The organism is Jongsikchunia kroppenstedtii DSM 45133, from assembly GCF_000380485.1.
GTDB lineage: Bacteria > Actinomycetota > Actinomycetes > Mycobacteriales > Mycobacteriaceae > Jongsikchunia > Jongsikchunia kroppenstedtii.
Map to the genome: position 1 here is coordinate 228,313 of NZ_AQYG01000049.1, position 17,267 is coordinate 245,579.

Here is a 17,267-nt window from a genome sequence, read left to right on the forward strand (position 1 = left end):
TCAGTTGTGGTTGTAGAACCCGGTCTCGGCGATCTTGCGCCGATCCTCGGGCGACACATCGATGTCGGCGGGCGACAGCAGGAACACCTTGGTGGCGACCTTGTCGAAGGAGCCGCGCAGCGCGAACGCCAGGCCGGCCGCAAAATCGACGACGCGCTTCGCATCGGCATTGCTCAGGTCGACCAGGTCCATGATCACCGGGCTGCCGTCGCGGAAGCGTTCGCCGATCGTGCGGGCCTCGGCGTAATCCGCCGGACGCAGCGTGGTGATCTTGGCCAACGGGCCCTCCTCGAACAACCGATCCAGGTCACCGCGAGTGTCGACGGCCAGCGCGCCGGCGGTCATCGAACGACCGCTGCCACCGCGACCACGCAGCGCCGTAGCGCGGCCGCCGCGCTGCGGCAGCGGGGCAAGACGCGACGAGTAGCGCTCGGGCTCGATGTCCGCGCGATGTCCGCCCGCGTAGGCGAGATCGGGCTCGTCGGCGTACTCACGATCGTCCACGTATTCATCACGGCGACTGGCATATTCGGAGCGGTAGCCGCCCGACCGGCCGTAGCTGTAGTCGTCCGCATAGCCGTCCTCGAAGTCGGCGTCGCGGTAGTCGTCGGCGAACGGATCGTCGCGGTAGTCGCGGCTATCGCGTCCGTAATCACGGTGCTGGAGCCGGGGAGCGGGCTCGTCCAGGTAGTCGTCGTCGTATTCAGCTGGGGGGACCATCCCGAAGTACGCCTTGAACTTGTGCATGGTGCTCATTGAGTGACCTTCCTCGCCTGATCGGTACTCGTATGCCTTCGGGTGAACGGTGGTGTTCTTGGTGCCTGTGTTACTCGTGTGACGAACAACTATGGCGAGAGTATCGGCCGCGAACCCATGATCGCGGTACCGACACGCACGCATGTCGATCCATATTTGATCGCGTCTTCCAGATCTCCGGACATCCCCGCGGAAAGCTGCCCCGCCTGCGGATATGCCTCCACGAACCGCGCGTGCGTCTCCCCGACCGCCGCCAACCAACGGGCAGAATCGGAATCCAGCGGCGCGATCGCCATCAATCCTGCGAGCTCCAGACCCGGCAATTCGACGACCCGATCGGCCAGTGCGGGCAGGTCGGCGGCCACGACGCCGCCGCGCCCGGGATCCCCGTCCAGGCTCACCTGCAGCATCACCTGCAGCGGCGCGGCCCGACCACCATCGTCCAGGGACGCGGCGGCAGCCGTCGACAATGCATCGGCCAGTCGGGACGAATCCACCGAATGCACCCGATCCGCCCAGCGCGCAACGGTTTTCGCCTTGTTCCGCTGCAGCCGGCCGATCATGTCGAAACGGATATCGGCCGCCTCGCCGAGGATCGACCGGACCTCGACGACCTTGCGACCGGCCTCTGGCTCCCGGCTTTCGCCGAACCGGGTACAGCCGTGCTTGGTCAGCCGCACCACGTCCGACGCCGGAAAGAACTTGGTGACGGGCAGGAGTTCGACGTCGGCAGCTCCCCGACCAACGGCGACGCAGGCACGCTCGACCCTTTCCCGCACGGCAGCCAACCGCTCGCCGAGTTCGATTTCCCGCTGATCGCTCATTCCGGTACTCCCAGTACTGCTAACTTTCCTCCATGACATTCGCGCAACCGGTCCCCGCCCCCGAGACCGCTCCGGCCCCGGCCGGGGCCATCACCCCACCCGCCGGCGTATCCGGCTGGGTCAGCCCCGACTTCGCGCGGCCGGCCAAAGCCTTCGCGCTGCTGTTCAGTCGACTGAAGTTCGGCGGCGGCGCCCTGTGCGTCTACCTCGACGGCGAACCGGTGATGGATGTCTGGGCCGGCAAGGCCACCGCCGATGCGGAGTGGACACACGACACTGCGGGCCTGATCTTCTCCGCGTCGAAGGGCATCTCGGCGACCGTGGTGCATCGGCTCGCCGACCGCGGGCTGCTCGATTACGACGCCCCGATCGCCGAATACTGGCCGGATTTCGCGGCGAACGGCAAGGGCCGTATCACCGTTCGCGAGGCATTGGCGCACCGCGTCGGCTTGTCCCGGCTGGACGGCATCGTCAGCACGCTCGAACAGCTCAGTGACCTCGAAGAGTTCGAGCGACGCCTGGCGGCCGCGCCGATCGGCGCCCACTACGGCCGGCAGGCCTACCACTCGCTGACCATCGGCACGATCATGTCCGGAATCGCCCGCGGTATCACCGGCCAGGGCATGGGCGAGCTGTACCAGTCGGAGATCGCCCAGCCGCTCGGGCTGCAACGACTGTCGCTGGGTCGCTCGCATGATCCGAACGCCCAGCACACCGCGCTGGTCCCGGCGCTCGCACCAGTGATGCACCGCCGACCGCTCGACACGCGACTGGCGCCGACGCTCGAACGCATCAAGCGACTGCCCGGCATCGGCGGCACGCTGCGCACCCTGCATGTGCCCGGACTCGAATGGTGGCTCGCCGACGACGGCACCCCGATCAGCCCGATCTACGACGTCGAACTGCCGGCCGGCAACGCGATGGTTCCCGCGCATGAGCTCGCGAAGATCTATGCGGCCCTGGCCGGCGACGGCAGCGTCGACGGTCGACGCCTGCTCTCGGCGGCAACCACCCGACAGCTCGCGCCGATCCGCGGACTCGATTTCGATCGCACGCTGGGTCTGCCGTTCAAGTTCCAGCTCGGCTACCACTCGGGGCCGTCTCTGCCGAGCCTGGCCGGCAGCTTCGGGCATGTCGGGCTCGGCGGCTCGACCGGCTGGGCCGATCCGGGCCGCGGACTCGCCGCGGGATTCGTGCACAACCGCTTGATGAGCACGTGGGTCGCCGATCAGACCGCATTCTTCGCGCCGTTGTGGCCGCTGATCGTGCGCGCGGCCGGCCGTACCCGGGTATAGCGCCCCGACGCCGCTGGAACCATGACACACACGGGGATTCGAGGAGACTACGTCCTTTCCGTGCCGGATATCCCATGTTTCCAGCGGGCTCCGGCCCGCGGCCATCTCAACGCCGGACGCGGGCACGATCAGCTCGGGTCGATCCAGATGACCGACGCGAGTCGGCCGGTCGGAGCGCCGCGGCGATGGCTGAACAACGACTGGTCCTCGATGGTGCAGCGGGGATCCTCGGCCACCGCCGCGATGCCGGCCTCCAGCAGCTGCCGACGAATGCCGGCCCGGAGATCAAGTCCCGGTGTGCCTTTCGCGGTCGTGGTGGCACTGCCCGGCAGATGTCTCTCGACGTCCGCACGCATGTCGGCCGGCACCTCGTACTGGCGGCCGCTCGCGGCCGGCCCCAGGAAGGCGCCGATGCGGTCGAGTCGCGCACCGTGTTTGACCATCTCCTCGAGCGCGGCCGGCACGATACCGATGCGCGCTCCGACCCGGCCGGCATGCACCGCGGCGATCACCCCGGCCTCGTCGTCCGACAGCAGCACGGGCACGCAATCGGCGGACAGCACCGCCAGCGCGATGCCGGGTTTGTCGGTGACGACGCCGTCCGTCGCCTCGATGCGGTCGGCCCGCGGACCGTCGACGTAGGCGATGGTGCGACTGTGGATCTGCTCCAGCCAGATGACGTGATCGGGCTCCAGCCCGATCTGCTCGGCCAGTCGGATCCGGTTGCGGCGGACCGCTTCCGGATCGTCGCCGACGTGATCCCCGAGGTTGAAGGATGCGTACGGACCGACGGATGCACCGCCGGCGCGCGCGGTCACGACTCGACGGACCCGACCGGGCCGCGCCTCACCGCTATCCGCCTGCTCGCTCCCCGACGCCGACGTCATCGCTTCATGAACGGCGGGACGTCGACATCGTCGTCGTCTTCCAGACCGATCATGTTGCTGCGCGGCCGGGTTCCCGGCTCATGCGCGACCGTCGTCGAGAACGGATCGCCCGGCTTGCCCTGCTCCTCGAGCAGCGTGGCATGCTTCCCGGCCGCCGACGTCTCACCGGCCGACGCACTCGCGACGGTGCCCGAGGCGGCGGCGCGCACCGACTCGATCGGATTGCGCGACGGCGCACCGCCGTCGAAGCCGGCCGCGATGACAGTCACCCGCACCTCGTCGCCCAGATTGTCGTCGATCACCGTGCCGAAGATGATGTTGGCCTCTTCGTGCGCGGCCTCCTGCACCAGCGTCGCCGCGCGGTTGATCTCGAACAGGCCCAGGTCGCTGCCGCCTGCGATAGAGATCAGCACGCCCCGTGCGCCTTCCATCGACGCCTCGAGCAGCGGCGAATTGATCGCCGACTCGGCGGCCTTGACCGCCCGATCGTCGCCACGCGACGAGCCGATACCCATCAGCGCGCTGCCGGCATTACTCATCACGCCCTTGACGTCGGCGAAGTCGACATTGATCAGGCCGGGCGTGGTGATCAGGTCGGTGATGCCCTGAACACCGTTGAGCAGCACCTCGTCGGCGCTGCGGAAGGCGTCCATCAGGCTCGCGTTCGCATCGCCGAGCTGCAGGAGCCGGTCGTTCGGGATGACGATCAGGGTGTCGCACGATTCCCGCAGCGAGCCGATGCCGGCCTCGGCCTGACCCGCGCGGCGCTTGCCCTCGAAGGTGAACGGGCGGGTGACCACGCCGACGGTCAAGGCGCCGAGCTTACGCGCGATGCTGGCGACCACCGGCGCACCGCCGGTTCCCGTGCCGCCGCCCTCGCCGGCGGTCACGAACACCATGTCGGCGCCCTTGAGCAGTTCTTCGATCTCGTCCTTGGCATCCTCGGCCGCCTTGCGCCCCACCTCGGGGTCGGCGCCGGCGCCGAGGCCGCGGGTCGAGTCACGACCGACGTCGAGCTTGACGTCGGCATCACTCATCAACAGCGCCTGCGCGTCGGTGTTGATGGCGATGAACTCGACTCCCTTGAGCCCTTGTTCGATCATTCGGTTCACGGCATTGACGCCGCCGCCGCCGATGCCGACGACCTTGATGACGGCCAGGTAGTTGTGCGGGGGCGTCATAGCGTTCGCCTTTCCTCGGTGTCTTACGTCTGCCGCGATCGCTGTCGACATAACCCCTGAATCAAAACCCTAAACCTAAACCATAGGGTTATAGTTATGTCAAGTAGCGAAACGCTGAGGCAAAGGTAGGCACCCATCCGGGGTCAGGCCAGCAGGCGCGCCGCGTGTCGCGAAATTCGCGTTGCCATTAGTTCATCCGTGCCCGAATCCGCGCCGTTTTCGTGGATCCGCGACGACTACAGGCGGCGCGGATCTACGAAACCGGCGCGGATTTCGATTACTTGACGGTCGGATTGTTCGGGCTCATGACCGTTCCGAAAATCCGACGGACGAACCGTGGCCCGCGTTCCTACTTGACGGTCGGATTGTTCGGGCTCATGACGTTGTACTCATGGCCGGGCTGGGTCAGCAGGGCGATCAGGGTCTGCGCCTTCGCCGGGGACTCGTCGTCCGAGCCCCAGTCGACCCGACGCTTGTCCTTGAGAATCAGCACGACGCTGGACGCGGTGTCCGCGTCGACCTCACTCACCTGGCCGGCGATGACCGGCGGCAGCTGCGTCAGCACCGACAGCGCCGCCGTGGTCGCGGGATCGCCCGATGCCGGGTTGGGTGTCACCAGCTTCGGCAGTCCCGGCGGCGGGTCGCCCTTCGCGTAGGGGTAGCCGCTGTCGTCGACGAGTTGCTTGCCGTCGCTGCCCTCGACGTAGGCCACGGGCGTGCGCTCGACGACGGTGATGGCGATCGTCGACGGGTAGCTGCGTTTGACCCGGACGGTGGCGATGCGCGGAATCGCCGCCACCCTCCGGGCCGATGCGCCGGTATCGACCTGCAGCAGCGGCTTGTTCGCCGGAACGGCCGCGGCCGCCCGGATCTCATCGGCCGATACCACCGAATTCCCCGACACCGTCACCTTTTTCACCGACATCAGCGGCGTGAAGTAGGCGGCCAAGATCAGCCCGATCACGACGACCACCGTCAGCACGGTGCCCAGCAGCAGCCGGGCACCTCGGATCCGCGTGGGCTTACGCGCCATTTGCGCCGTCCGGATTCGCCTGTGCGGCTTGTTCATCCGCCGCGGATTGCCGCAACGCCGCGAGAATCTCCTCGCCCTGCATCGTGATGTCGCCGGCGCCGATGGTCAGGACCACGTCATGCGGGCGGGCCAGCTCGGCGACCCGGCCCGGCAACCGCGACACGTTGGGCACATAGTCGACGGCGGAGGTCACCGCGTCCGCGATCGTCTGTCCGCTCACGCCGGGCACCGGCTGCTCGCGAGCACCGAAGACGTCGAGGACGATCACCTGATCGGCCAGACTCAGCGCCGATCCGAACTCGCGGGCGAAAGTCGCTGTGCGCGAGTACAGATGCGGCTGGAAGATCGCGATGACCCGGCCGCCGCGGGCAGCCGCCAGGTCGCGGGCCGCCGTCAGCACGGCGCAGACCTCGGTCGGGTGGTGGGCATAGTCATCGTATACCGAGACGTCGCCGACGATGCCGCGCAGCTGGAAACGGCGGCGCACGCCGCTGAAGCTCTCGATGCCGCCGATGACCCGATCCACCGGGGCCCCGATCCGCACCCCGGCCAGCAGCGCGGCGATCGCGTTGAGCGCCATGTGCTCCCCCGGAACGGCCAGCGTCAGCAGGTGCTCGCCCTCGAGTCGTTCGTCGACACCGGACAGCTGGACAGACGCCGATCCGCCTGCGGCCCGCGGCCGGAAGTCGAGGAGTTCGGCGACCAACGGCACGGTGGGCGCGGCTTCGCGGTGCGTACCGCGGCCGTAGCCGACGACCTCGACACCGCGCTGCTGCAACCGTTCGGCGACCCGACCGGCCAGCGCGGCCGAGCCCGCATCGTCGAGGCAGACCACCAGCGTCCCATCGGTTTTGGTGCGATCGGCGAAGTCATCGAACACCTGCACATAGGCCTCTTCGGAGCCGAAGAAGTCTAGGTGATCGGATTCCACGTTGGTCACGATCGCCACATCGGGCTCGAATTGCAGGAGCGACCCGTCGCTCTCATCGGCCTCCGCGACGAAGATCGAGTCATGTCCGTGATGGGCATTGGTCCCCGACTCGTTCAGCTCACCGCCGACGGCGAACGACGGGTCCAGCCCGCAGGATTGCAGCGCCACCACCGACATCGACGTGGTCGATGTCTTGCCGTGGGTGCCGGCAACCAGCAGCGTGCGATTGCCGGCCATCAGCTCCGCGAGCACCTGCGGCCGCAGCACCACCGGGATGCCCCGCTCACGCGCCGCCACCAGTTCCGGATTGTCTTTCGGGATGGCCGCGTGCGTGGTGATCACCATCGTCGGACCGCCCTCGAGCAGGTCGAGCGCCGCCGGCGAATGTCCCACTTGCACTTTCGCGCCACGAGCGCGCAACTCCAGCACCGCGCGACTCTCCTTGGCATCCGAACCGGAAACCTGCCCGCCGCGTGCCAACAGGATTCGTGCCAGGCCGGACATGCCCGCGCCGCCGATCCCGACCATGTGCACCCGGGCCAGCTTCGGCGGCACCGTCACCTGCAGATCGCTCACCGCTCCCCCGCCCGATGCTGCTCGGCGAGTTCGAGCGCGGCCGTCGCGACGGCCTCCGCCGCTCCCCGGTGGCCGACACCGGCCGCCGACAACGACATCGCCTGCAGAGCAACCGGATCCGTCATGAGATCAACGATCTTCGTCTCGACCCATTCCGGCGTCAGGTCCGCGTCATCGATGAGCAGCGCGCCGCCGGCGTCGACCACCGGGAGCGCGTTGAGCCGCTGCTCCCCGTTGCCATGCGGCAGCGGCACATAGACAGCCGGCAGCCCGGTCGCGGAGACCTCCGCCACCGTCATCGCGCCGGACCGGCACACGGCCAGGTCCGCGGCCGCATATGCCAGATCCATCCGGTCGATATAGGGCACGCCGACATAGGCCGGCGCCCCCGCGACCGGTGACACCTCGATCGAATTCTTCTTGCCGTGGGCATGCAGCACGCCGATGCCGTTGTAACCCAACGCCGCTGCGGCCCCGGACACTGCGCGATTGATGCTGGCCGCGCCCTGCGAGCCGCCGAACACCAGCAGGGTCGGGGCATTCGGATCGAGCCCGAAGAACTCGCGCGCCTGCGCCTTCAATGCTCCCCGATCGAGATCGGTGATCGCGTGGCGCACCGGGATCCCGACCACCTCGGCGCTCAGGCCGGAGTCGTCGACCGCCGCGAACACCCGATCGGCGTAGCGGGCGCCGACCTTGTTGGCCAGCCCGGCCCGCGCGTTGGCCTCGTGAATCACGATCGGCACCTTGCGCTTTCGCGAATGCGCGGCCAGGTAGCCGGGCAACGCCACGTAGCCGCCGAAGCCGATGAGCACGTCCGCCTGCAGCCGGTCCAGCACCTCGCCGGTCGCCTTCACCGACGCCCGCACCCGGGTCGGCACCTTGAACAGGTCACCGGTGATCTTCCGCGGCAACGGAACCGGCGGAATCAGCTCCAGCGGATAGCCGCGCCGCGGCACCAGGGTCGTCTCCAGCCCGCGCTGCGTGCCGAGAGCGGTGACCAGTGCGTCCGGTCGCAGCCGACGCACGGCATCGGCGACGGCCAGCGCCGGTTCGATATGGCCGGCGGTGCCGCCGCCGGCGACGACGATCGACAGTCTTTCGGTCAGTGACGAACCCGGCTGACCTTCGGTCGGTGACGATCCCGAGTGACCTTCGGTCACGGAGCCCAGCCCATTCCCTGATGACGCATGCCGTCATCATCCCATCGAGAGTGGCTGCGACGGCGATCGGTCGGGTCGCCCTGTGAGGTTCGTCGCTGGGACGACGCGGTCGGGCGGTACGGCTGTGCAGCCTTGCCTCGACGCGCCCCGCCCTGCGACTGCGCCGACCCGCGATGCGATCGACCGTGCACGCGCGCCGCCTTCTCCCGAGACTGACGCGACTCGCCCCGCCACGGGGTGCTGGGCGTGCGCTGGCGCGGCAGCGGTGCCTGGCCCCGGCCACGATCAGCCGGTTCGCCGCGACGTCGCGGTTCGGCCATGCGCTTGGGAGCCGGCCGCGATCCGCGGGTCCGCCGCCGATCGAGACGATCCCGCAGCGAGTCGGACCGCGACGGCGAATACGGAACCGCGCGCGGCAACCGCAGCAACCGGCCGAATCGGCCGTCGCCGCCCGCAGCCAGCGCCGCGACCGCTTCAGGTTCATGTCTGGCGGCGTTGGCCAATATCCCGAACATCGTCATCGTCGTCAGGGTTGATGTACCACCGGCCGATAGCAACGGCAGCTGGATTCCGGTGACCGGCAGCAGGCCGATAACGTAGCCGATGTTGATCAGCGCCTGCGCCGTGATGATCACGGTGATCGTCCCCGTGAGCAGCCGCAGGAACGGATCGACCGACCGCAGCGCGATCCGGAAGCCGACATAGGCCAGCAATCCGAACAGCAGCACCACGGTGAGCGCGCCGATCAGGCCGAGCTCCTCGCCGATGATGGCGAAGATGAAGTCGTTGTGCGCGTTGGGCAGATAGTTCCATTTCGCCCGACTCTGCCCCAGTCCGACGCCGAAGAATCCGCCGTTGGCCAGGGCGTACCGGGCCTGCTTCGCCTGATAGCCCGCGCCCTGTGGATCATGCGTCTGACCGAGGAAGCTCATGACGCGCTGGCTGCGATACCCCTCGACCAGCGACAGCACCACGGCCAGGATCGCGCCCGAGATCACGAAGGACACGAAGACCTTGATCGGCAGTCCGGCGAACCACAGCGCGGCCGCGACGATGATGCCGATGGTGATCGTGGTCGAGAGGTTCGGTTCGAGAATGATCAGGGCGCAGATCAGGACCGCAACCGGGACCAGCGGGATCAGCAGTTCCTTCAACGACGCGTTCTCGCGTCGCCGCGACGCCAGCAGATGCGCGGCCCAGACGCACAGCGCCACCTTAACGAGCTCCGACGGCTGCAGGCTGAGCCCGGCAACGCTGAACCACCGGCGTGCGCCCTGGCTGTAGGTACCGATGCCGGGCACCAGCACTGCGGCCAGCATGAGCGTCGTCACCGCCACCGACGGCGCCGCCAGCCGCCGCATCATCCGGATCGGCAGCCGAATGGCGAACCAGAACAACACGATTCCGGCCAGCGTGAATATCACCTGGTTGGTGAACATGCCGTAGGCCGAGCCGTCCTTGGCGTAACCCTCGACCGACGAGGCCGACAGGACCATCACCAGGCCGAACACCGTCAGCAGCACGCCGAGGGTGACGATCAGATGGAACGACGCCAGTGGTCGCGCCAGGACGCTCGCCACCATCTCGCGCGGCGACGTCCACTCGCTCCGCACCGAGCGCTGTCGGGGTGCCGGCTTGGTCTGGCGTGCACTCTTCTTGTCGTCCGGCGTCTTGTCCGCATCCGAGTCGGCCTGCGAACGCGAATCGGTTTCCTGCGGAACATCCTTCGAGGAATCGCGGGCCTTCGCCGCGCTCGCACCGGCGGGGTCCGCCGACTCGGCGGAAGCTACCGACTCATCGAGGCCGTCGGCGTCGAGGCCGTTCTCACTGCTGTCGTTGCCACTCATGCGCGCGCCCCGGCCGAAATGCCGGGAAGCGCTTGCGCCGCGGCGGCGAACATATCGCCTCGCTGCGCATACCCGGCGAACATGTCGAACGACGCGGCGGCGGGGGCGAGCAGTACGACAGTCCCCTGCGCACCATCTCCGGCCGTCGCGGTACTTCCGCCCGGGCCGCCCGCCAGTTCCGCCGCGGCCTGTACCGCGCGGGACATCACGTCCACGGCACTGGCAGCCCGATCACCGGTTGGGTTGGAGGCCTGATGAGCGTTCACCAGGCCATCGTCTCGTGTTACTACTGTGACTGTTGGGACATATGGGGCGTGTCGCGAGATTGAGTCGGCAATCAGCGGAGCGTCGACGCCGAACAGCACCACACCCGCGAGCCGATCACCCACCGCGACCAGCAATTCGTCGACCGAAGCGCCCTTGAGCTGGCCGCCCGCGAGCCAGACCACCCGATCGTGCGCCGCGATCGCCGCCTGTGCCGCATGCGGATTGGTCGCTTTCGAGTCATCGACGAACGTCAGGCCCGCGCCCACCGCGACCACTTCGCCGCGATGCGCGGCGACCCGGAAATCCCGCAGCCCGCGGTCGACCGCGTCCGCCGGCACTCCGACCGCGCGGCACAGCGTCGCCGCGGCCAGCGCGTCGGCCAGACCGGAAGGCCCGGACGGCCGGATCACCGCGGTCTCGACCAAGACCGTGCCCGCCGGCTCGGCGAACGCGCGGTCGATGATCGCGCCGCCCGCCACGCCGACCTGACCGGCCGCCGGCTCCCCCGACGTCGCCTCGACGCGACGGGTGTCGGCCGGCGTGGCCATGCTCGCGACGATCGGGTCCTCGACCGGCACGACGGCGATGTCGCCGCGCAGGGCAATCGATTTCGCGGCCGCGTAATGCTCCAACGAGCCGTGCCAGTCGAGATGGTCTTCGGCGATATTGAGCACCACGCCCGCGGCCGGCCGGATCGAGGGCGCCCAGAACAGCTGGAACGACGACAGCTCCACGGCCAGCATTCGAGCGGGACCGGACGGTGTTCGAACGGAGAGGGCGTCCAGCACCGGCAACCCGATGTTGCCGCACGCGGCCACCTGTTCGCCGGCGGCGGCGCAGATCGACTCCACCATGCCGGTCGTCGTCGTCTTGCCGTTGGTGCCGGTCACCACGAGCCACCGACGCGGGGCGCCGAATTCCCCCGAACGATCGACGTGCCAGGCCAATTCGACCTCGCCCCAGACCGGGACACCCGCCGCGGCGGCGGCGCTCGGCAGGGCATGGTCGGGCCGGAAGCCGGGCGACGCGATCACCAGATCGGTCCGCGCCGGCCAGTCGGCGTCGAGGTCCGCGGCACCGAGGCCGGCCGCTCCCCGTTCGATCAGTGGCGCGAGCGATTCCGCGCGCTCGTCGCAGACCGTGACCTGCGCGCCGCGCCCCAGGAGATAACGGGCGGCCGACGCACCGGCCACGCCGGCGCCGAGCACCAGCACCCGTGCACCCGGCAGGTCCTGTACCCCGAACTCGGTCATCGGCGAATCAGCCACCGGCCGACAGGAATTCACCGTAGAACAGCGACAACGCCAGCGCGCAGCTGATCGCGGTGAGCAACCAGAATCTGATGATGACCGTCGTTTCGGCCCACCCACCGAGTTCGAAGTGATGGTGGAACGGCGCCATGCGGAACACGCGGCGGCCGGTCGTGCGGAACACGGCGATCTGAATGATGACCGAGACCAGCTCCACGATGAAGAGCGCGCCGATCACGACACCCAACAGCTCGGTTCGGGTGGTGATGGACAGGCCGGCCAGCAGACCACCGAGGGCCAGCGAACCGGTGTCGCCCATGAAGATCTTCGCGGGCGCGGCGTTCCACCACAGGAAGCCGAGGCAGGCCCCGCCGCCGGCGACCGCGATCAGCGCCAGGTCGAGCGGATCGCGCACCTCGTAGCAGCCGGGACCGCCGGGCTTGGGGCCGCCGACGCAGGCGTTGCGGTACTGCCAGAAGGTCACCAGCACATACGTTCCCGAGACCATTGCCATCGAGCCGGCGGCCAGGCCGTCGAGTCCGTCGGTGAAGTTCACGGCGTTCGACCAACCGGCGACGATCAGCCAGCAGAAGATCACGAAGGCGACCGAGCCGATGGCGATCGCGTCGATGTCGCGGACATACGACAGCTTGGTGCTGGCCGGCGACGATCCCGTGCTGCCGCCGCGGAACTGCAGCACCAGCACGCCGAAGGCCACCGCGGCCAGCAGCTGGCCGATCGATTTGCCGGTCTTGTTCAGGCCGAGGTTCCGGCCCTTGGCGAGCTTGATGTAGTCGTCGAGGAAGCCGACCAGCCCGAGCGCGGTCGCCAACCCGAGCACCAGCATTCCGGATGCGCTCGGTCCCTGGCCGCCGAGGCCGGGCAGGTGCGCACCCCAGTAGCCGACCCAGAGGGCGGCGACGATCGCGACGCCACCCATGGACGGGGTGCCGCGCTTGGTCTGATGGCTCTGCGGCCCCTCGACACGGATCTCCTGGCCATATCCCTGCCGGGTGAACAGCTTGATCAATACCGGCGTGAGCAGGATGGACACCGCCAGCGCGAGGGCGCCGGCTATAACGATCTGTCGCACTATCCGCCTATCCGATCCGACAACTGGTCGAGCCCGAGTTCCGCACCGCCGCTGATGACGATGACATCGTCCGGGCCGCGCTGCGCACCTAGTATCGCCAACGCCTCATCAACGGTGCCCACCAGGATCGCCTCATCTCCCCACGAGCCCTCCATCACCGCGCCCTGATGCAGTCCGCGCACCGCCCGGGAGGTTCCGACGCAGATCACGCGGCTGATGTCGAGTCGCACCGCCAGCCGCCCGATGCGGTCGTGTTCGATGACCCAGGCGTTGAGATCGGCCACCGACCCGTCCGCGGTCTCGTCGCGGTCCATCTCCCCGAGCACGGCCCAGCTCTGCAGCTCGGTCCCCGCGGCGGCCGCATCATGGGCGGTCGTCGCCAGCTCGCGCAGCGCGACCGTCAGATCGGCCGACGGCACGACCCGCACGCGAGCCATGTCATTCGTCTCGAGCCCGCTCATTTCCCGCCCTTGCGCACGTCGTCGATCGCCCCGGCGAGCACATCCCGATCGTCGAAGGGGTGCTTGACTCCGTTGATCTCCTGACCGACCTCGTGGCCCTTACCGGCCACCAGCACGACGTCGCCCGGACGCGCCCAGCGCACGGCCTCGGCGATCGCCTCGGCGCGGTCGCCGATCTCCTTGACCCGCGCGGTCTTGGTGCTGCGCAGCGGACTGGGCTCGCCCTTGACGGCGGCGGCACCGCCGACCAGCTGGCTCCGGATCGCCGCCGGGTCCTCCGTGCGCGGATTGTCGTCGGTGATGATCACCAACTCGGCGCCCCGCGCGGCGACCTCGCCCATGATCTCGCGTTTGCCGCGGTCGCGGTCACCGCCGGCGCCGACGACGACGGCCAACCGCTTGACCCCCTGCCCGCGCAGTGTCTCGATGACCGCGGCGAGCGCGGCGGGCTTGTGGGCATAGTCGACGATCGCCAGGAACTTCTGGCCCCGATCGATGCGCTCCATCCGCCCCGGCACCCGCACGTCGTCGATGCCGCGGATCGCGTCGGACAGCGGTACCCCGGCGGTGGTCGCGATCGCGATCGCGGTCAGCGCGTTGGCGACGTTGTAGCGGCCGGGCAGCGGGACATGGATCTGGTGGACCGCGCCGTGTGGATCGGTGATCGCCACGTCCTGCCCGCCGTCGGCGGTCACGGTCGACTCGCCGGCGCTCCAGGCGACCCCGGGCACGCCGGTCACCGACACGGTCACTGCCCCCCGACCGGCGACGCGGGCCATCCGCTTGCCGGCGTCGTCGTCGACGCAGACCACCGACCGCAGCGCATGTACCGGCGAATCCGGCTGGAACAGAATGGCTTTGGCGTCGAAGTAGTCGGCCATCGTGCGATGGAAGTCGAGATGATCCTGCGACAGGTTGGTGAAGGCACCCACCGCGAACACGCTGCCGTCCACCCGGCCCAGCGCGAGCGCATGGCTGGACACCTCCATGACGACCGTGTCCACCTCCTGCTCGTGCATCGCCGCGAGCATCGCCTGCAGGTCCGGGGCCTCCGGCGTGGTCAACGAACTCGGCTGCCGCGCACCGGCTATCCGCGTCTCGACGGTGCCGATCAGCCCAACCGTACGACCGGCCGCCATCAGAGCCGACTCGGTCAGATACGAGGTGGTGGTCTTGCCCGACGTGCCGGTGATACCGATCAGCTTGAGGCGTCGCGAAGGCTGGCCGTAGATCCGGGAACTCAACGTCCCCAGGACCGTTCGCGGCCGCGAGTGCACCAGCACCACGCAGTCGTGCTCACCGGGCAGCGCCTCGATGATGTCGCGCCCCCGCGGGTCCGTCAGCACCGCGGTCGCGCCCCGCGCGAGTGCATCGGCCGCGAACTCGGCACCGTGCACATTGGCTCCCGGCAGGGCCGCGAACAGATCGCCCGGCCGTACAGATTGCGCCCGCAGCGTCACGCCCGTGACCGTGGTCGACTCGTCCACATGCCCGATGAGATCCAACCGCGCATGACAGGCCGCGGATAGAACCGCAACGGTGGTCGGCGCGACCGACGCCGGATGCAGTGCCGACTTCGCACTGCGACGTCCGGATTGCCGTCCGGAGGATGCCACAACCGACCTCCTTCACGGCCAAACGTCCAAGATTCCGTCAGATAACTTACCTGGGGCCGATCACGATCACGATCTGCCGGTACGCAGCCCCGATGATGATTCTCCGGTCACCATCCGGCCTGCAGAATCAGCTTCGGCGCCGGTGTCGGCGAGAGCGGCACCCGATCGCGCTGCAGCATCCAGCTCGCGATCGTCGCGAACAACGGAGCGGCCGACTGTCCCCCGCTGCCGTCGGTGCTGCGCGACGGGTTGTCGAGCATGATGCCGATGACGAACCGCGGGTTATCAGCCGGCGCGATGCCTGCGAACGTGATGTTGTATTTCGAGTTCGAGTAGCGGCCGTTGGCATCGACCTGCTGGGCGGTACCGGTCTTGCCGCTGATCTGATACCCGTCCACATCCGCCTTGCAACCGGTGCCCTCCTGCATCCCGGTCGGGTCGCATTGGGTGACCGCCTCGAACATGTTGCGGACCGTGGTCGCCGTCTGCGGGTCGACGACCTGCACCGGGTCCGGCGCCGGACCGCCCATGATGATCCGCGGCGGCACGCGCAGGCCGTTGTTGGCGATGGTCTGATACAGGCCGGTCATCTGCAGCAGCGTCATCGAAAGCCCCTGGCCGATAGGCAGATTGGCGAACGTGCTGCCCGACCACTGCGACCGGGGCGGCACCTCGCCGCCGCTCTCGCCGGGCAGCCCGACGTTGGTCCGCTGGCCGAGGCCGAAGCGGTTGACCAGATCCATATAGCGGTCCGGGCCCACCTTCTGCGCGAGCATCAGGGTTCCGACGTTGGACGACTTACCGAAGATGCCCTGAGTCGTATATGGCGCGACACCGTGCGACCACGCGTCGTTGACTGTGACGCCGCCCATGTTGATGCTGCCGGGAACCTGGTGGACATCGGTCGGCTTGCTGATGCCGTTCTGGATCACGGCCGACGCGGTGATGATCTTGTTCACCGATCCGGGCTCGAACGGCGAGGTCACCGGCAGGTCGCCCAGTTGCGCGTTCTGCTGCTGGTCGAGCGGCTGCGCCGGGTTGAACGTGCCGTTGTTGGCCATCGCCAGCACCTGGCCGGTGTGGCTGTCGAGCACCACCACCGATGCACTCTTGGCGCCGGATAGGTCCTTCGCCTTCTGCACCTGTGTCTGCACGAACCACTGCAGGTCGGCGTCGATGGTCAGCTGCACCGGCTTGCCGTTGACCGCCGGGTGCACGTTGCGCATGCTGCCCGGGATGATGGCGCCGTCCGAGCCGCGGTCGTAGGTCTGCGACCCGTTGGTCCCGGCGAGCGTGGAATCCATCGACGACTCCAGGCCGATGAGTCCGTTGCCGTCGAAGTCGACGTCGCCGATGATGTTGGCCGCCAACGGTCCTCCGGGATACAGCCGGACCGCCTGCCGCTCGGCGCCCACCTCTGGGAACTGATCGGTCAGCGAGGCCGCGACGTCGGGTCCGATGAGCCGGGCCAGATAAACGAACTGCTCGTTCGAGTTCATCTTGGCGATCAGATCGTTCTCGTCGACGCTGTCGCCGAGGGCCTGATGAATGCCGGCGGCGATCTGCTTGATGCGCGCGGACGGGTCCGGTGCGGACGGATCCTTCTGATGCAGCTTCTCGATCGCGGCGCGCTCGATCACCGGCTGGAACGTCAGATTGCGCGCGTCGGCCGTGTACGCGAGAGCACGCCCGAAGCGGTCTTCGATCTCACCGCGCTTGGCCGGCAGCGCTTCGGTGACGGTGCGCTGGCTCGCCGCCTCGGCCGACAGCGACGGGGCCTCGACGACCTGCAGCCACACCATCCGGATCACCACCACCGACACCGCAACCAGCACGATGGTCGACGCGATCCGGTGGCGCAGCAGGAATTGCTTGCCCGCCTCGATAATTCGCGCATTGTGCGCGCCGCCCAGGCGGACGCCGCGCACCTTGCGGGACGGCTGCGCGCGGACGCCGCCCTTGGGAGCCGCCGCCGAACGGCCGCGTCGGGAAATGTTCGCGGGCTGCCGCCGGTCGCGCGACGACCCGCCTCGCCGGCCGCGGGTGCGCTCGGAGTGGGTACGCGTCATGTGATCAATTGTCTACTG

14 protein-coding genes are annotated in these 17,267 nt (G+C 68.6%); 1 reads left to right on the forward strand and 13 read right to left on the reverse strand.

Annotation, left to right across the window (positions count from 1 at the left end; genetic code table 11):
* Entirely contained in the window at positions 1-756 is a 756-nt protein-coding gene (locus tag G341_RS0115155; RefSeq protein ID WP_018180007.1) for a cell division protein SepF, read from the reverse strand.
* Between the two features lie 89 nt (positions 757-845).
* The gene (locus G341_RS0115160) at positions 846-1,580 is read right to left on the reverse strand and encodes a YggS family pyridoxal phosphate-dependent enzyme (protein ID WP_018180008.1); all 735 of its coding nucleotides are present in this window, start codon (positions 1,578-1,580) and stop codon (positions 846-848) included.
* A gap of 32 nt (positions 1,581-1,612) precedes the next feature.
* Between G341_RS0115160 and G341_RS0115165 the strand changes: the two genes are divergently transcribed.
* A complete protein-coding gene (locus G341_RS0115165) occupies positions 1,613-2,875 on the forward strand; it encodes a serine hydrolase domain-containing protein (RefSeq protein WP_018180009.1) in 1,263 nt (420 codons plus the stop codon).
* 128 nt (positions 2,876-3,003) lie between these two features.
* Here G341_RS0115165 and pgeF read toward each other — a convergent pair whose 3' ends face one another.
* From pgeF to G341_RS0115220, 11 genes are all read right to left on the reverse strand, one after another.
* Complete coding sequence (gene pgeF / locus G341_RS0115170; RefSeq protein ID WP_018180010.1) at positions 3,004-3,762, reverse strand: peptidoglycan editing factor PgeF; 759 nt, start codon at positions 3,760-3,762, stop codon at positions 3,004-3,006.
* Positions 3,759-4,943, reverse strand: a complete 1,185-nt coding sequence (gene ftsZ / locus G341_RS0115175) for a cell division protein FtsZ (RefSeq protein WP_018180011.1) — start codon at positions 4,941-4,943, stop codon at positions 3,759-3,761. Before ftsZ ends, pgeF begins: the two co-directional genes overlap by 4 nt.
* Before the next feature lie 349 nt (positions 4,944-5,292).
* Positions 5,293-5,976, reverse strand: coding sequence for a cell division protein FtsQ/DivIB (locus G341_RS0115180; RefSeq protein ID WP_018180012.1), 684 nt, complete (start codon positions 5,974-5,976; stop codon positions 5,293-5,295).
* Positions 5,966-7,435 carry a UDP-N-acetylmuramate--L-alanine ligase gene (gene murC / locus G341_RS0115185; protein ID WP_155827005.1) on the reverse strand — a complete coding sequence of 490 codons (1,470 nt, stop codon included), beginning with the start codon at positions 7,433-7,435 and terminating at the stop codon, positions 5,966-5,968. The genes G341_RS0115180 and murC overlap by 11 nt, the downstream gene beginning before the upstream one ends.
* Before the next feature lie 44 nt (positions 7,436-7,479).
* A complete protein-coding gene (murG, locus tag G341_RS0115190) occupies positions 7,480-8,646 on the reverse strand; it encodes an undecaprenyldiphospho-muramoylpentapeptide beta-N-acetylglucosaminyltransferase (RefSeq protein ID WP_018180014.1) in 1,167 nt (388 codons plus the stop codon).
* On the reverse strand, positions 8,643-10,493 hold the full coding sequence (gene ftsW, locus G341_RS22210; protein ID WP_018180015.1) for a putative lipid II flippase FtsW: 1,851 nt from the start codon (positions 10,491-10,493) through the stop codon (positions 8,643-8,645). The genes murG and ftsW overlap by 4 nt, the downstream gene beginning before the upstream one ends.
* Positions 10,490-12,013, reverse strand: coding sequence for a UDP-N-acetylmuramoyl-L-alanine--D-glutamate ligase (murD, locus tag G341_RS0115200; protein ID WP_026303727.1), 1,524 nt, complete (start codon positions 12,011-12,013; stop codon positions 10,490-10,492). The genes ftsW and murD overlap by 4 nt, the downstream gene beginning before the upstream one ends.
* Positions 12,014-12,020: 7 nt before the next feature.
* Entirely contained in the window at positions 12,021-13,103 is a 1,083-nt protein-coding gene (gene mraY, locus G341_RS0115205) for a phospho-N-acetylmuramoyl-pentapeptide-transferase (RefSeq protein WP_018180017.1), read from the reverse strand.
* A complete protein-coding gene (locus tag G341_RS0115210; protein WP_018180018.1) occupies positions 13,103-13,564 on the reverse strand; it encodes a UDP-N-acetylmuramoyl-tripeptide--D-alanyl-D-alanine ligase in 462 nt (153 codons plus the stop codon). Before G341_RS0115210 ends, mraY begins: the two co-directional genes overlap by 1 nt.
* Positions 13,561-15,180 carry a UDP-N-acetylmuramoyl-L-alanyl-D-glutamate--2,6-diaminopimelate ligase gene (locus G341_RS0115215; protein WP_018180019.1) on the reverse strand — a complete coding sequence of 540 codons (1,620 nt, stop codon included), beginning with the start codon at positions 15,178-15,180 and terminating at the stop codon, positions 13,561-13,563. Before G341_RS0115215 ends, G341_RS0115210 begins: the two co-directional genes overlap by 4 nt.
* Positions 15,181-15,287: 107 nt before the next feature.
* On the reverse strand, positions 15,288-17,249 hold the full coding sequence (locus G341_RS0115220) for a peptidoglycan D,D-transpeptidase FtsI family protein (protein ID WP_018180020.1): 1,962 nt from the start codon (positions 17,247-17,249) through the stop codon (positions 15,288-15,290).
* Positions 17,250-17,267: the final 18 nt, after the last annotated feature.

Excerpts from the sequence above, each read along its gene's own strand:
- G341_RS0115180 (WP_018180012.1), bottom strand. The coding sequence starts at position 5,976 with ATGGCGCGTAAGCCCACGCGGATCCGAGGTGCCCGGCTGCTGCTGGGC.
- G341_RS0115220 (WP_018180020.1), bottom strand. The coding sequence starts at position 17,249 with ATGACGCGTACCCACTCCGAGCGCACCCGCGGCCGGCGAGGCGGGTCG.
- ftsW (WP_018180015.1), bottom strand. The coding sequence starts at position 10,493 with ATGAGTGGCAACGACAGCAGTGAGAACGGCCTCGACGCCGACGGCCTC.
- G341_RS0115165 (WP_018180009.1), top strand. The coding sequence starts at position 1,613 with ATGACATTCGCGCAACCGGTCCCCGCCCCCGAGACCGCTCCGGCCCCG.
- pgeF (WP_018180010.1), bottom strand. The coding sequence starts at position 3,762 with ATGACGTCGGCGTCGGGGAGCGAGCAGGCGGATAGCGGTGAGGCGCGG.
- G341_RS0115160 (WP_018180008.1), bottom strand. The coding sequence starts at position 1,580 with ATGAGCGATCAGCGGGAAATCGAACTCGGCGAGCGGTTGGCTGCCGTG.
- G341_RS0115210 (WP_018180018.1), bottom strand. The coding sequence starts at position 13,564 with ATGAGCGGGCTCGAGACGAATGACATGGCTCGCGTGCGGGTCGTGCCG.
- ftsZ (WP_018180011.1), bottom strand. The coding sequence starts at position 4,943 with ATGACGCCCCCGCACAACTACCTGGCCGTCATCAAGGTCGTCGGCATC.
- G341_RS0115155 (WP_018180007.1), bottom strand. The coding sequence starts at position 756 with ATGAGCACCATGCACAAGTTCAAGGCGTACTTCGGGATGGTCCCCCCA.
- murC (WP_155827005.1), bottom strand. The coding sequence starts at position 7,435 with ATGGTCGGGATCGGCGGCGCGGGCATGTCCGGCCTGGCACGAATCCTG.
- murD (WP_026303727.1), bottom strand. The coding sequence starts at position 12,013 with ATGACCGAGTTCGGGGTACAGGACCTGCCGGGTGCACGGGTGCTGGTG.